Consider the following 15,402-nt stretch of genomic DNA (forward strand, 5'->3'; position numbering starts at 1 on the left):
GCCGCTGTTCTGTGCGAGCAACAGCTACTACGGTTTGCGCTAATGAATTCGGCACAGCCATTTGATATGGCCCCCGCTCCTTTGGCGCGAGCCATTTCAAATGGCGCCGGTAGGCAACCTGATCACAGGCCGCCGACCGCTTGTTCTACGTGTTCGAAAACACCCTGACCAGGAAGCACGTCATCAAGCCTGTCGCGAACGCGACGCTCTGTATTGCCAGAGCGTGCCCGCGCCGGGCCTGATGACGAACTGCTTTACTCCCAGCTCAGCGTGCCACCGGTTTGGTATTCGATCACGCGAGTTTCAAAAAAGTTGCGTTCCTTTTTAAGATCGATCATTTCCGCCATCCAAGGGAAGGGATTCTCTTCCTGCGGGTACAGCGGTTCGATACCGATTTGCTGGCAACGACGGTTGGCGATGAAGCGCAGGTAGGATTTGAACATAGGTGCATTCAAGCCCAACACGCCGCGCGGCATCGTGTCTTCGGCGTAAGCGTATTCGAGTTCGACCGCTTTGCGGAAGAGTTCTCGAATTTCTTCGCGGAAAGCCGGCGTCCACAGATGCGGATTTTCCAGTTTGACGGTGTTGATCAGGTCGATGCCGAAGTTGCAGTGCATGGATTCATCGCGAAGGATGTACATGTACTGTTCGGCGGCGCCCGTCATCTTGTTCTGGCGGCCCAGCGCCAGGATCTGCGTGAAGCCAACGTAGAAGAACAGGCCTTCCATCAAGCAAGCGAAAACGATCAGCGACTTCAGCAGCGTCTGGTCGGCTTCGGGCGTGCCCGTCTTGAAGTTGGGGTCCGCGATCGCGTCGATGAACGGGATCAGGAACTGGTCTTTGGCGCGGATGGACGGAACTTCGTTATAAGCGTTGAAGATCTCGGCTTCGTCCAGGTCCAGGCTTTCGACGATGTATTGATAGGCGTGCGTGTGGATCGCTTCCTCGAATGCCTGGCGCAGCAGGAACTGGCGGCATTCGGGAGCCGTGATGTGGCGGTAGGTGCCCAGCACGATGTTGTTCGCGGCCAGCGAATCGGCCGTGACGAAGAAACCCAGGTTGCGCTTGACGATGCGACGTTCGTCTTCGGTGAGCCCGTTCGGGTTCTTCCAAAGCGCGATGTCGCGCGACATGTTGATCTCTTGCGGCATCCAGTGGTTGGCGCACGTGGCCAAATACTTTTCCCACGCCCACTTGTACTTGAACGGCACAAGTTGATTGACGTCGGTTTCGCCGTTGATGATGCGCTTGTCGGCAACCTTCACGCGCTGTGAAGTGGCGGCGCCGCTGGCAGCCAGACCCGCCGCGTGTTCAGGCGCGGCAGGCGTGGGCATGGCGGTGTCGCCGAATACACCCGTCGCCGCCCGGACTTCGGGCGCAGCCTGACCGCCAGCCGCAGGGGCGGGCGATGCAGGTTGCGTGGCGGTGGTGTCGTCTTCCCAATTAATCATTTCAATTCTCCGGAGGCGGTTATTGGCAGGCTTCGCACTCTTCGAAGCCGGGGTCACCCGGCCGCATGGTGCAAACCGCCCCGAGAACTTCGGGTTCCGGCAAAACAGGTGCGGCGCCCACGGCCGCTGCCGTGGATTGACCACCAGCGGTGACGGCGTTCAGTTCGCCGCCGCGGCCCGTGGATTTCTCGGCGCTGGTGGCGCCAAGGGTACGCAGGTAGTACGTGGTCTTCAGGCCACGCGTCCATGCCAGCTTGTAGGTGTCATCCAGCTTCTTGCCCGATGCGCCCGCCATGTAGATGTTCAGCGACTGGGCTTGATCGATCCACTTCTGACGGCGCGACGCGCATTCCACCAGCCAGCTCGGTTCGACTTCGAACGCGGTGGCGTAGAGTTCGCGGAGTTCGGAAGGTACGCGATCGATGCGGGACAGGCTGCCGTCGAAGTACTTGAGGTCGGCGACCATGACTTCGTCCCAGAGACCGAGTTTCTTCAGGTCACGCACGAGGTAATCGTTAACGACCGTGAACTCGCCGGAGAGATTCGATTTGACGTACAAGTTCTGGAAAGTAGGTTCGATGCACGCAGATACGCCAATGATATTGGAAATAGTCGCGGTTGGGGCAATTGCCACGCAATTGGAGTTGCGCATGCCATGTTGTTTGATGCGCGCGCGCAACGTATCCCAATCGAGCGTGCTCGATTCATCAACCTCGACATGACCACCGCGTTCATCACGCAGCATCTTCAACGTGTCTTGCGGCAAGATGCCACGCGACCACAACGAGCCTTCATACGATTGATAGCGACCACGTTCTTCGGCGAGCAGGCTCGACGCGAAGTACGCGTGATAGCAAACGGCTTCCATCGAACGATCGGCGAATTCAACAGCGGCTTGCGATGCATACGGCACGCGCATCATTTGCAGGCAGTCCTGGAAGCCCATGATGCCCATGCCCACCGGACGATGGCGCGCGTTGGAATTGCGAGCCTTCTCGACGGCGTAATAGTTGATGTCGATGACGTTATCGAGCATGCGCATCGCAATGCTGACGGTACGCTTGATCTTGTCCAGGTCCAGCTCGAAACCGCCGCCGGCAGCAGGCTTCATGTGCGCGACCAGGTTCACGGAACCCAGGTTGCACACCGCGATTTCGGACTCGTTGGTGTTCAGCGTGATCTCGGTGCACAGGTTCGAGCTGTGCACGACACCCACGTGTTGCTGCGGCGAACGGATGTTGCACGGATCCTTGAACGTGATCCACGGGTGGCCGGTTTCGAACAGCATCGACAGCATCTTGCGCCACAGCGTCAGCGCCGGCATCTTCTTGTAGAGCTTGAGCTCGCCGCAGGCGACGCGCTTTTCGTAGCCGATATACGCTTCTTCAAACGCGCGGCCGTACTTGTCGTGCAGGTCGGGGCAGTCGGACGGCGAGAACAGCGTCCATTCGCCACCTTCCATGACGCGCTTCATGAACAGGTCGGGAATCCAGTTCGCCGTGTTCATGTCGTGCGTGCGACGGCGTTCGTCGCCCGTGTTCTTGCGCAGTTCCAGGAATTCTTCGATGTCCAGGTGCCACGATTCCAGATACGTGCACACCGCGCCCTTGCGCTTGCCGCCCTGGTTCACCGCGACGGCGGTGTCGTTGACGACCTTCAGGAACGGTACGACGCCCTGGCTTTCGCCGTTGGTGCCCTTGATGTGGCTGCGCAGCGCGCGCACCGGGGTCCAGTCGTTGCCCAGGCCGCCGGCGTACTTGGCCAGCAGCGCGTTTTCCTTGATGGCGTCGTAGATGCCTTCCAGGTCATCGGAGACGGTGGTGAGATAGCACGACGACAGCTGCGAGTGCAGCGTGCCCGAGTTGAACAGCGTCGGCGTCGAGCTCATGAAGTCGAACGAGGACAGGATCTCGTAGAACTCGATGGCGCGCGTTTCGCGGTCGGCTTCGCGCAGCGCCAGGCCCATGGCCACGCGCATGAAGAACACCTGCGGCAGTTCGATGCGGGTGCCGCGGATGTGCAGGAAGTAGCGGTCGTACAGCGTCTGCAGGCCCAGATAGCCGAATTGCAGATCGCGCTTGGCGTTCAACGCCTTGCCCAGTCGGGTCAGGTCATAGTTGGCCAGTTCGGGCGACAGCAGGCCGCCTTCGATGCCGCGCGCGATGAACGTGGGGAAGTATTCGGCGTAACGCGCAACCATGCCGTCTTGCGAGACTTCTTCGCCCAGCACTTCCTTGCGGATCGTGTGCAGCAGCAGGCGTGCGGTCACCTGGCTGTAGGCCGGGTCCTTTTCGACCAGCGCGCGCGCGGACAGGATGGCGGACTTGAACACTTCGTCGACGGGGATGCCGTCGTACAGGTTCTTGACCGTTTCCTTCAGGATCGCTTCGCTATCGATGAATTCAGCCAGGCCTTCGCCAGCGGCGACGATGGTCGCGCGCAGTTCGGCCAGATCCAGCGGACGGCGCACGCCGGCGTCGGTCACGTTCAGCACGTGTTCCGCGGGCGCGGCGGCGGACTTTTCCTGGCCTTCGGCGGCAGCGGCGGCGGCGCGCTCTTGCGTGCGCTTTTCGCGGTACAGGACATAGGCGCGGGCAACGTCATGTTCGCCCGAGCGCATCAGCGCCAGTTCGACCTGGTCCTGGATGTCTTCAATATGGAAGGTGCCGCCGTTGGGGCGGTTGCGCACCAGGGCGTTCACGGCCTGGCTGGTCAGGTTCTCGACCAGTTCGCGCACACGGGCGGACGCGGCGCCCTGGCCACCGTTCACGGCCAGGAAGGCCTTGGTCATGGCGATGGCGATCTTGCTGGGTTCAAACCCGACCACCGAGCCATTGCGGCGAATGATGTTGTAGCTGGCCCATTGCCCGCCATTGGCGTCGGCAGGGGAATCGGTTTGCGAGGGCGGCACGGCCGAAGGCCGGGTCACAGAGGCGATCGTAGTCTGCATGGAAGCTCCTGTGCGAAAACGCGTAGATAGCGACATGACGGCGGTCATGTCCGGTACGAATGTGGATCTTTTGAGGGGGTCGGAACGGCTTGGACGGCTTAGTCCTAAAGGCGTGGCCGACGAGAATCAGCGCTTAGGCGACCACAACATGTAGTGTAGCACCCCTCGTTGGACACTAATTCTAGTGATCGACAACTACTGGAACAAGAAGAAGATATGACGAAGCTCACAAAAGATTGTTACTAAATGCACTGGGCGCGCCCAGTAAGGCGCGCCCAGGACTGCACCGCTCAGAGCGACTGTTTATGCGGTTTTCCGCAGGGGCATGTCGCGCGGGGCCGGTGCCATATAGCTCTGCATCAATCGACCCAATTGCGTCCGGTACTTCTCGACGCTTGCAGCCTTCACATGGCCGTAGCCGCGGATGGTTTCTGCAAGGCCGGCGATTGTAGCCGCTTGCGCGATGTTGTCTCGGGTCAACCCTACAAGAAGTTGGTCTATGGTCTGGCGATACTCGGCGACCAGCGCGCGTTCCATCTTGCGTTCGGCGGTATGGCCGAAGGGATCGAACCACGTACCGCGCAGTCCTTTCAAGCGCGTCAGCAATTTCAGTGCCGACATCGTGCGCGGGCCCAGCGTCATCTTGCGCGGCACGCCGGTGCGAGGGTCCTTGCGGGCGAAGATCGGCGGGGCCATATGAAAGCGCAGGCTGTAGTCGCCTTCGAACTGGCCCTTGAGCTGCGCCTGGAACGCTTCGCCGGTGTAGAGGCGCGCGACTTCATATTCGTCCTTGTAGGCCATCAGCTTGAACAGGCCGCGCGCGACCGCCATCGCCAGGCGCGGCGTCTTGGCTTCCGGCGCCAGCTCGCGTTCGCGCGCCGCCACCGCTTCGACCACGTCCTGGTAGGTGCGCGCATAGCGCGCGTCCTGATAGGCCGTCAGGTCCGCGATGCGGCGCGACACGGCGCGGTCGAAGGATTCCGGCACATGCAACTGCACCACCTGAGCGCGCGGGCGCAGGGCGCTGTCGAGCGCGTCGGGCTGATGCGCGGCGAGGCGGCCGCTGTCAAAGGCCGCGCGGTTGGCGGCGACCGCCACGCCATTGAGTTCGATGGCGCGGTTGATGGCGGCCTGGGACAGCGGCACGCCACCGCGCTGCCAGGCATAGCCCAGCATGAACATGTTGGACAGGATGCTGTCGCCGAACAATGCCAGCGCGGCTTCGTGCGCATCGATGGCGGCGGTGTTGGCATCGCCCGCGGCATGACGGATCTTGGCCAGCAGCGCTTCGGGGCGCATCGCGGCGTCGGGGTTGCGGGTGAATTCGGACACGGGCGCGACATAGGTGTTGACCGTGACCTGCGTGTGCCCGCGACGCAGCGCGCCCAATGAATCCGGCGCCACCGAGGCCACCGGATCGCACAGGATGGCGGCGTCGGCCTGCTGCCAATCCAGACGGACCGGACCGGCAGGCGCGCCCGCCGGCGCCAGCCGGATGTGGCTGACGACCGTGCCGCCTTTCTGCGCCAGACCGGTCAGGTCCAGCACGGCGGCCGACAGGCCTTCAAGGTGAGCGGCCATCGACACGATGGCGCCGATGGTGATGACGCCCGTGCCGCCCATGCCCGCGACCAGCAGGCGATACGGGCGGTCCAGCGACGGCGTGCCCGGCTGCGGCAGTTGCTCGATCAGGCGTTGCAGGTGTTCCTGATCGGTCTTGGGCGCGGCGCTCTTGCGCGGCTTGCCGCCCATGACCGACACGAAGCTGGGGCAAAAGCCTTCGACGCAGGAGTAGTCCTTGTTGCAGCTGGACTGGTCGATGGCGCGCTTGCGGCCATACGGCGTTTCCAGCGGCACCACCGACAGGCAGTTCGACTGCACGCCGCAATCGCCGCAGCCCTCGCAGACCGCGCTGTTGATCAGCATGCGGCGTGCCGGATCGGGAAATTGATTCTTCTTGCGACGGCGGCGCTTCTCGGCGGCGCAGGTCTGATCGTGGATCAGCACCGTCACGCCGGCGATCTCGCGCAGCTCGCGCTGCACCGCGTCCAGCTCGCGGCGATGATGCACCTTGATGTTCGGGCCCAGGTCCACGCCCTGGTATTTTTCGGGCTCGTCGCTGGTGACGACGATGCGCGCCACGTTCTCGCCACGCAGTTGCTGGCAGATCTGCGGCACCGAGATCGGGCCGTCCACGGGCTGCCCGCCCGTCATCGCCACCGCGTCGTTGAAGAGGATCTTGTAGGTGATGTTGGCGCGCGCGGCCACCGCCTGGCGGATCGCCAGATAGCCCGAGTGGTAGTAGGTGCCTTCTCCCATGTTCTGGAAGATGTGCGGCATCTTGGTGTAGCGCGACAGACCGATCCAGTCCACGCCCTCGCCACCCATCTGCGTCAGTCCGCCCGTGTCGCGGTCCATCCACGCGGCCATGTAGTGGCAGCCCACGCCGGACAGCGCCTGGCTGCCCTCGGGCACCTTGGTCGACGTGCTGTGCGGACAGCCCGAACAGAAGTAGGGCCGGCGACGCATGCCGTCCGCGTCGTTCGACAAGGCCGACTGGCATTCGAACGCCGCCAGGTCCGCGCCCAGCGGCAGCCCCGCGCTGCGGGACAGCCACGCCGCCAGCGGCGCGGCCAGCAGCGACGGGCGCAGTTGGCCGGCCGAGGGCACCAGCGTTTCACCATCGAAACCCTTCTTGCCGATGACGGACGGGCGCTCCGGCAGGTTGAACAGCAGGTCCTTGATCTGACTCTCGACCACCGCGCCTTTTTCCTCGATGACGAGGATGTGCGACAGCCCGCGCGCAAATTCCATCAGCCGTTCGGCGTCCAGCGGCCACGTCAGGCCCGGCTTGTAGATACGCACGGGCGCATTGGCGGTGACCGTATCCACGCCCAGGCGCGACAGCGCTTCCATGGTGTCCAGATGCGCCTTGCCCACGGTGACGATGCCAACCGTGGCCTTGGGCGCCGGACAGGTCAGGCGGTCGATGCTGTGGCGGCGCGCGAACGCGGCCACCGCTTTCATGCGCAGATTCATGCGCGTCTCGACGGCCAGCGACAGGAAGTCGCGCGCGGAATACTCCAGGGATTCGGGCGGCATGTCCGGGTCGGCCGGCATGTCGTAGTGCTGCACCGGCGCGGGCGTGAACGAATGTCCGCTTTCGATGGTCTCGGACACCGCTTTGAACGCGACCCACGTGCCCGCATAGCGCGACAGCGACCAGCCCCACAAGGCGAAGGTCTCGTATTCGTCGATCGAGGTCGGATGCACGATCGGCATTTGCCAGCCGATCAGCGATGCTTCGCTGGCATGCGGAATCGAGGACGACACTGCGGTGTGGTCGTCGCCCACCACGACCAGCACGCCACCGCTGCGCGATGCGCCGGCAGCATTGCCGTGATGCAGCGCGTCGCCCGCGCGGTCCACGCCGGGGCCCTTGCCGTACCACATGGCGAAGACGCCATCGACATTGCGGTCGTCGCGCACGCCGGCCTGCTGCGTGCCCATGACGGCAGTGGCCGCCATGTCTTCGTTGATGCCGGGCAGGAACGAGATCTTGTTGGCGTCCAGGGCCTTCTTGGACTTCCACATGGCCATGTCCACGCCGCCCAGGGGCGAACCGCGATAGCCCGACACGAACCCCGCCGTGTTCAGCCCGCGCTCGCGGTCCACTCGCGCCTGCGTGAGCATGATCCGCACGAGCGCTTGCGTCCCCGTCAGGAAGATGCGGCCGGACTCGCGCGTGAGGTTGTCGGCAAGCTGGTAGTCGAGGTCCAGCTGGGGTTCGGGGGCGGGAGTGCCGTCCATAGTGAATGCTCCTGGTATTTCGCACCATGATAGGTTCGCGGAGCATCCGATTTATTGCGTTTTTGGATCGTGCTATCCCTATAATTCGCAATGAACATTTCGTGTTCGACAAAAACCAGGAGACAAAGCGATGGACAAGACCGATATCGGCATCCTCAAGGCCTTGCAGGAGGACGGCCGGGCTTCGGCGCAGCAGCTGTCCGATAAGGTGGGGCTATCGGCCGCGCCCGTGTGGCGGCGGGTAAAGGCCATGGAAGCCAGCGGCGTGATCCAGGGCTACAGCGCCCAGGTGGACCGCAGCAAGGTGGGGCTGGGCTGCATGTTTGCGCAGATCAGCCTGGAGCGGCATTCCTCGAACACGGTTGAAAACTTCGAGCGATCGGTGCGCGATGCGCCCGAGATCCTGGAGTGCTACGCGGTGACGGGCGATTCGGACTTCCTGTTGAAGATCCTGGTCGAAAGTCCCGAGGCGTATGACCGCTTCCTGCATCGGTTCCTGTTCAACATGCCGGGCATCCGCCAGACGCGCACTATCGTGGCGCTGCGCGAGATCAAGCACGAGCAGCGCTTGCCGCTGTAGCCGCGGCGCCGCGCCCCTCTCTATATATAGAGGGGCGCGCGTCCAGCGTCTTATTGGGGTTGGATCCCTGATATGCGGATCCACTCTTTCCAGCGCGCGGTGTCTTCATGCACGAAGGCATCGAAGCGCGCCACGTCCATCGATTCCGGGGTCAGACCCAATGCGCGCAACTTCTTGGCGGTGGTCTCGTCCTTGACCGCCGCCTGCATGTGCGCGTTCATCTTCGCCACGACGTCCGGCGGTGTGCCGGCCGGTGCGGATAGGCCCAGCCAGCCGGCCACGACAAAGTCGGGGTAGTAGCTGGCCATGGTCGGCACATTGGGCCAGGCCGCATGCGGCTGCGCGCCAGTGACGGCGATGGGAACCAGTCCCTTGCCATCGATCTGTCCCATCGCGGTCAGGTAGTCCACGAAAGCAAAGCCGATCTGCTTGCCGCGCAAGTCGGTGATGATCTGCGTGATGTTCTTGTAGGCCGCGCCGGTGATGTTGATGTCCGCCCGCTGCTTGAACAGTTCCGACGGCACCTGCGAGGACGAACTGTAATAGCCGAAGAAGACTTCGCCTGGATGCTGTTTCGCGTAGGCCACCAGCTCGGGCACGCTGCGATACGGGCTGTCGGGCGACACCACGCCCACCGTGCCGAAGGTGCCCAGCATGCCGACCTGGCGAAAATCCTTCTGCGCGTCGTAGGGCAGGCTTTTGTACAGGAACTGATTGGCCGCGTGCGTGGAGTTGGTCGATAGCAGGAACGTGTAGCCGTCGCCCTGCGCATTCTTGGCGGCGTTGGTGCCCACGATGCCGCCCGCGCCGGGGCGGTCTTCGACGACCACGGTCTGCCCGGTTTTCTCGCCCAGGTACTGCGCGAAGGTGCGCGCGGTGAGGTCCGCCGCGCCGCCAGCCGCTGAGGGCACGATGATCGTGACGGGTTTCTCCGGCCATCCAGCCGCCTGCGCCGAGGCGGCCAGCAGCAGGCTCGCGCCCAGCAGCGCGGGGTGAAGCAAGCGGGTAAGGGTCATGCGTGTCTCCTGATGGCGGTCGTGCGCCAGTGCGTCGTGGTTGTCGCTGTTGTTATCGGTTCTGATGACCGGGCGTTTCTGTCGGGTAGTGGGGGAGTTGCGCTGTCGTGGTTCGGGTTCGCTCGCGATCACGCGACGTGTGTGCGATACCAGTCGAGAATGGCCTGGGCGCTGACCTGCCATTGGTCCGCGTACATCATGCAGTGCGGCTGCCCGGCAAGCTCGGCGTGCGCGAAGCGGAATCGGCGCGCGATGGCGGCGTCCTGGCCGGGCGGGTGGCGGTCGTGCGTATCCAGGCCGGCTTGCAGGCACAGTCCGGGCGCGGCAATGGCGTCAGCGCCCAGCGCCACGCGCAGCAGATAGCGGTCGTTCAATACTTGCGGGCTTTCGGCGCATAGCCGGCGCGAGACGGCGCTGACGTCGCGCTCGGGCGAAGTGGCGAGAAAGCGCGCGCGGATTTCGGTGTCGGCGGGCGTTGCGCGAACGACGTCCGCGGGGACGGGCGCAAGACCTTGCGCCCCGGGCAGGTCGCCCGGAGGCGAGGGCGCCAGCAGCACAACGCCGGCCACGCGCCGCGCGCGCGCCGCCAGCAAGGCGGGCAGCGCGCCCATGCTGTGGCCGACAACGACAGTCGGGCCTTCCAGCGCATCCAGCGCGCTGACCACATCCTTGGCCAGATCAGCGATGGTGGCGCGGACGAATTCGGCGTCCTGCGCCAGCGCACCATGGCCGCGCACATCCACGGCCGCGCAGCCCAGCCCCGCCGCCGCGAAAAATTCCAGGTAGTGCGCAAAGCACCACGCGCCGTGATACGCGCCGGCAACGAACAACAGGCCGGGCTGTCCGGGCTGCGCGGGCGCGCCGGTCACGAGCCGGCCGGCTCCCACGCGCTGGCTGGGCAGCGAGTCGACCAGGCCGAAGTCCAGCGGGTCGCGCGGGGGCAGGGGGGTAGGCGCAGCAAGCGCGTGATGAACTTGGTTTTGTTTTTGCATCTTGGTGTGTGGCCAGGCGGGGCGTCTTGGGCGGCCATCGTCTCTTGCAGCCATCGTCTCTTGCAGCCATCTTACGGGCGGCCCTATCATCAGAAAACTTTATTTTTCCTATGGTTTGATAAGTCTCACAAATCGAAAGGCACACCGCTTTCATGCCCGCCGCACCCGATATTTCCATCACGCACTACCGGCACTTTCTGTTGGTGGCCGAGCTGCGCAGCTTCCGCGCGGCGGCCGCGCGCGCATTCCGATCGCAGCCGGCGCTGTCGCTGTCCATCCGCGAAATGGAGCAGCGCCTGGGGCAGCCGCTGTTCGAACGCGGCAACCGCAACACCCTTACCCGCTTCGGGCAGGACTGCCTGCCGCTCGCGCGCGAGCTGGTCGAACATCACGACCGCGTGGCGGGCGCCTTGTCCGGGCTGGCCAACAATGGCGCGGGCACCTTGACGATGGCCTCGGTGGCTACCGTGGCCACGCATTGGCTGCCCGAACTGGTCGCCACCTATCGCGAGCGCTATCCGGCCGTGGCCTTGCGGCTGTTCGATGACAACTCCGAAGGCGTGGAACGCATGGTGCTGGCGGGCGAGGTCGAGCTGGGCGTGTGCAGCCCGGTGCTGCGCGATCGCCGCCTCAGCTTTGAACCCTTGCTGCGCGACGCGTTCGGCCTGGTCTGCCATCGCGGCCATCCACTGGCTGCGCGCAAGTCGGTCACCTGGCGCGAGATCGCCGACCTGCCGCTGGTGGGTACCGTCGCGCATCGTCAACTGGCGGACTACCCCCAGGCCGCCTTCATGCTGGATCGCCAGGTGTTCGTGTCGAACATGATGTCGCTGCTGGCGATGCTGGAACGCGGCGTGGGCGTGACGGTGCTGGCGCGGCTGGGCGTGCCTCCGGATTCTCCGGGCCTGGCGTTCGTGCCGCTGTCGCGGCCGCGCATTGAACGTGAACTGGGCATCACCAAGCTGGCCGGCCGCAGCTTGTCGCCGGCGGCGGCGCGCATGGAAGAAATGCTGCGCGCCAAAGCCTCCGCAAGCGCACGCGGTGTCGTTTGAAACCAACGCATTCGTGCGCGTTCCATGGCTAAAAACCGGCCTTTGCGACGCCGACTGTTGCGCAATTGCACTCGGCGCGGATCGTCGTTGATTCTTCCTTGGCGGCTCTTTAGAGTGCGTGATGTTTGCTGCGCGAGGGATGTGCCGGTGTGACCGGCGCGGCGCGTCGACAGACGTGTTGAGGAAGTCATGAGCAGTGTGTATTTGCGTTCGGCCAGCATCGCCTGTGCCGTTCTTGCCCTGGCCGGTTGCGTCGCCAGGAAGCCCGCCGTCATCACCGAGGCCCAGCCCGCGGATCCGCCCAAGCCGGTGGCCTGTGTGCCGGCCAAGAACGGCGATCCCATGATCGGTACGTGGTTATCGAACACGCGTCCGCGCGACGTCAGCGGCGAATTGCAATCGCTGATCGTCCTGTCCGCCGATGGCACGATGGCCTACGAATCGCTGCTCAAGATCGGCCGCAAGACGCGTCCCGCCTTGCGCGAGACCGGTTGCTGGACCGTCGCCGACAACGTCTACACGATGCAGACGACCAAGTCTGCCGGCGAACCCGTGGACGCCAACGACCCCATCTACGTGAACCGCTATCGCGTTGAAAAAGTCGAGCGCGCCAAGCTGACGCTGCGCGAACTGAAAAGCGGCGGCCAGGTGGTTACCGCCCGTCGCATGCCGCAAGGCTATCGCCTGCCTTACTGACCGTTGCGCGGGGCGGACACTGCGTTCGCCGGCCGCGCCAAGATGGCCGGGCTGCGGTAAGGTGCGGGCTTCGACTTTTGCCTAGCAGCCGGTTCCCCATGCCCGCCATGTCCTCCGAAGCGCGCGCCATCGCGCTGCTTGCCCTGGCCGCGTTCGTCAGCGCCAGCGCCTTCCGTATCTGCGATCCCATGCTGCCGCAACTGGCGGCGGAATTCGGCACGACCACCGGCCAGGCCGCGCGGGCCGTGACGGCGTTCGCCGTGGCCTATGGCGTGTTGCAGATGTTCTTCGGTCCGGTGGGCGACCGCTATGGCAAATACCGGGTCGTCAGCGTGGCGACCGTGGCGTGCGCGGTGGGCAGCGCCGGCGCGGTCATGGCCGAATCGCTGGACGTGCTGGTGCTGTGCCGCGCGCTGTCCGGCGCGGCGGGCGCGGGCATCGTGCCGCTGTCGATGGCCTGGATCGGCGACAACGTTCCCTACGAGCGCCGGCAGGCGACATTGGCGCGCTTCCTGACCGGCACCATCCTGGGCATGTCGGCCGGTCAGTTGGCCGGAGGCCTGTTCGCCGATACCGTGGGCTGGCGCTGGGCCTTTGCGGCGCTGGTCGCCGGCTACCTGATCGTGGGCGTGCTGCTGCACCTGGAAGTGCGCCGCCAGCGCGTCGCGGGCTTTGCGCAGGTGGATCCCAACGCCGCGCGCCAGGGCTTTGTCGGACAGGCTCGGCTGGTGCTGGGCACGCCGTGGGCGCGCATCGTGCTGGCGACGGTATTCGTCGAAGGCCTGCTGGTGTTTGGCGCCCTGGCGTTCGCGCCTTCCTATCTGCATGAACGCTTCGATATTTCGCTGACGGCAGCGGGGGCGCTGGTTGCGGTGTACGCGGTGGGCGGCCTGATCTACACGGTCGTGGCCGGCCGCATTCTCAAACGCCTGGGCGAACGCGGCCTGGCCGTCGCGGGCGGGCTGGTGTTGGGCGTGGCCTTCCTGTCGTATCTGCTGGGACCGGTCTGGATGTGGAGCCTGCTTGCCAGCGTGCTGGCCGGTTTCGGCTATTACCTGCTGCATGCCACGCTGCAAACCAACGCCACGCAGATGGTGCCGTCGGCACGCGGCACGGCGGTGGCGTGGTTCGCTTCCTGCCTCTTCATGGGCCAGGCGGCGGGCGTGGCGCTGGCGGGCGCGGTGGTGGACGAGATCGGTGCGGCGGCGCTCTTTGGCGGCTCGGCCGTGCTGTTGCCGCTGCTGGGTGCGTTCTTCGCGCGGGCGCTGAAGGTGCGCGCGGCGGTGGTGAACGCGTAGGGTCGATCATCGCGGGACCTGAAAGTGCGCATGCCAAAAACAAAAGGCGGCGTCCGAAACTTCGGACGCCGCCTTGCGCTCAACCCATGGCGGGTTGAGTCTTACTTCTTCAGATAGCGGCCAGGCGGGCCAGCACCGTCTGCTTGCCCAGCAAGGCCAGCACGGCGTCGACGGCCGGGGTCTGCGTTTGACCCGTCACCGCGACTCGCAGCGGAATCGCCAGCTGCGGCATCTTCAGGCCGCGATCGGCCAGCACGGACTTGATCAGCGCGGACAGGGCTTCACGGGTCCATTCGGTGTCTTGCGCGCGCTGGGCGAAATCGGCCAGTGCTTCGCGCGCCGCCGGGGTCAGGTGTTGTTCCACCAGTTCCGGCGCGGCCGGGCTGAACGGTGCGCAGAACAGCATTGCGCCATCGGCCAGTTGCTCCAGCGTTTCGGCGCGGTCTTTCAACAGGCCCATGACGCCCGGCAGGTCGATCTTTTCGGGATGGCCGCCGCGATGAGCGACGCGCGGGGCCACGCGCTCGGCCAGTTCGGCGTTGTCCATCTGCTTGATGTAGTGCGCGTTCACCCAGTTCAGCTTCTTCGGATCCCATTGCGAGGCCGACTTGGACAAGTGCTTGGTGTCGAACCACGACACCAGTTGCTCGCGCGAGAACAGCTCGTCGTCGCCGTGGCTCCAGCCCAGGCGCGCCAGGTAGTTGACCATGGCCTCGGGCAGGTAGCCGTCGTTGTCATATTCCATGACGTTGACCGCGCCGTGGCGCTTGGACAGCTTTTCGCCGTCCGGGCCCAGGATCATCGGCACGTGACCGTACTCGGGCAGCGTGGCGCCCAGCGCGCGCAGGATGTTGATCTGGCGCGGCGTGTTGTTGACGTGGTCATCGCCGCGCAAGACGTGCGTGATGCCCATGTCCCAGTCATCGACCACCACGCAGAAGTTATAGGTGGGCGTGCCGTCCGGGCGCGCGATGATCAGGTCGTCCAGCTCGGTGTTGTCGAAGCTGATCGTGCCCTTGACCATGTCGTTCCACGACGTGGCGCCTTCCTGCGGATTCTTGAAGCGCACCACCGGCTTGCGGCCTTCGGGAATGGCGGGCAGGGTCTTGCCGGCTTCAGGGCGCCAGGTGCCGTCATAGCGCGGCTTGTCGCCGCGCGCGCGGGCGGCTTCACGCATGGCTTCGACTTCCTCGGGCGTGCTGTAGCAGTGGTAGGCGGTGCCGGCGGCCAGCATCTGCGCGACCACTTCGCGATAGCGGTCCATGCGCTGCATCTGATAGAAAGGACCTTCATCGGGCTGCATGCCCAGCCACTGCATGCTGTCCAGAATGGCCTCGACCGCTTCCGGCGTGGAGCGCTCGACGTCCGTGTCTTCGATGCGCAGCACGAACGTGCCTTTGTGGTGGCGCGCGAACGCCCAGGAGAACAGCGCGGTGCGCGCGCCGCCCAAGTGCAGAAAGCCCGTGGGCGAAGGCGCGAAGCGGGTACGGATGGGGGAGGTGGCGTTGGAAGTCATAGGTGGCAATGATAGCGGCTGCGGCGCCACAAAAGCGGCGT

Annotated in this window: 10 protein-coding genes; 4 read left to right on the forward strand and 6 right to left on the reverse strand. The window is 64.8% G+C overall.

Annotation, left to right across the window (positions count from 1 at the left end; translation table 11 throughout):
* Positions 1-254: 254 nt before the first annotated feature.
* The 3 genes from API01S_RS19235 to API01S_RS19245 all read right to left on the reverse strand — a co-directional run bounded on the left by API01S_RS19235 (position 255) and on the right by API01S_RS19245 (position 8,211).
* Positions 255-1,451, reverse strand: a complete 1,197-nt coding sequence (locus API01S_RS19235) for a ribonucleotide-diphosphate reductase subunit beta (protein WP_006217284.1) — start codon at positions 1,449-1,451, stop codon at positions 255-257.
* A 19-nt stretch (positions 1,452-1,470) separates the two neighbouring features.
* Positions 1,471-4,401 carry a ribonucleoside-diphosphate reductase subunit alpha gene (locus API01S_RS19240; RefSeq protein WP_050730951.1) on the reverse strand — a complete coding sequence of 977 codons (2,931 nt, stop codon included), beginning with the start codon at positions 4,399-4,401 and terminating at the stop codon, positions 1,471-1,473.
* A 303-nt stretch (positions 4,402-4,704) separates the two neighbouring features.
* Positions 4,705-8,211: an indolepyruvate ferredoxin oxidoreductase family protein gene (locus API01S_RS19245; protein WP_061305817.1), complete on the reverse strand. Its 3,507-nt coding sequence runs from the start codon at positions 8,209-8,211 to the stop codon at positions 4,705-4,707.
* Positions 8,212-8,341: 130 nt separating this feature from the next.
* Between API01S_RS19245 and API01S_RS19250 the strand changes: the two genes are divergently transcribed.
* Positions 8,342-8,791, forward strand: coding sequence for an Lrp/AsnC family transcriptional regulator (locus API01S_RS19250; protein ID WP_006217287.1), 450 nt, complete (start codon positions 8,342-8,344; stop codon positions 8,789-8,791).
* 50 nt (positions 8,792-8,841) lie between these two features.
* On the opposite strand, the gene API01S_RS19255 is transcribed toward API01S_RS19250, so the two are convergent.
* Together API01S_RS19255 and API01S_RS19260 are read right to left on the reverse strand one after the other, a co-directional pair.
* Positions 8,842-9,807, reverse strand: coding sequence for a Bug family tripartite tricarboxylate transporter substrate binding protein (locus API01S_RS19255; protein ID WP_050730953.1), 966 nt, complete (start codon positions 9,805-9,807; stop codon positions 8,842-8,844).
* A 128-nt stretch (positions 9,808-9,935) separates the two neighbouring features.
* Complete coding sequence (locus API01S_RS19260) at positions 9,936-10,799, reverse strand: alpha/beta hydrolase (RefSeq protein WP_050730954.1); 864 nt, start codon at positions 10,797-10,799, stop codon at positions 9,936-9,938.
* A gap of 152 nt (positions 10,800-10,951) precedes the next feature.
* Here API01S_RS19260 and API01S_RS19265 point away from each other — a divergent pair, with 152 nt between their 5' ends.
* The 3 genes from API01S_RS19265 (at position 10,952) to API01S_RS19275 (ending at position 13,845) form a co-directional block, all read left to right on the forward strand.
* Positions 10,952-11,851, forward strand: coding sequence for a LysR family transcriptional regulator (locus tag API01S_RS19265; RefSeq protein ID WP_050730955.1), 900 nt, complete (start codon positions 10,952-10,954; stop codon positions 11,849-11,851).
* A gap of 189 nt (positions 11,852-12,040) precedes the next feature.
* Positions 12,041-12,547 (forward strand): hypothetical protein, encoded by a 507-nt coding sequence (locus tag API01S_RS19270; protein WP_050730956.1) that lies wholly within the window; start codon positions 12,041-12,043, stop codon positions 12,545-12,547.
* A 98-nt stretch (positions 12,548-12,645) separates the two neighbouring features.
* The gene (locus tag API01S_RS19275) at positions 12,646-13,845 is read left to right on the forward strand and encodes an MFS transporter (protein ID WP_006217292.1); all 1,200 of its coding nucleotides are present in this window, start codon (positions 12,646-12,648) and stop codon (positions 13,843-13,845) included.
* Positions 13,846-13,954: 109 nt separating this feature from the next.
* On the opposite strand, the gene gltX is transcribed toward API01S_RS19275, so the two are convergent.
* Positions 13,955-15,361, reverse strand: a complete 1,407-nt coding sequence (gltX, locus tag API01S_RS19280; protein ID WP_050730957.1) for a glutamate--tRNA ligase — start codon at positions 15,359-15,361, stop codon at positions 13,955-13,957.
* Positions 15,362-15,402 lie beyond the last annotated feature (41 nt).

The organism is Achromobacter piechaudii NBRC 102461, assembly GCF_001571245.1.
Taxonomy (GTDB): Bacteria; Pseudomonadota; Gammaproteobacteria; order Burkholderiales; family Burkholderiaceae_B; genus Achromobacter; species Achromobacter piechaudii.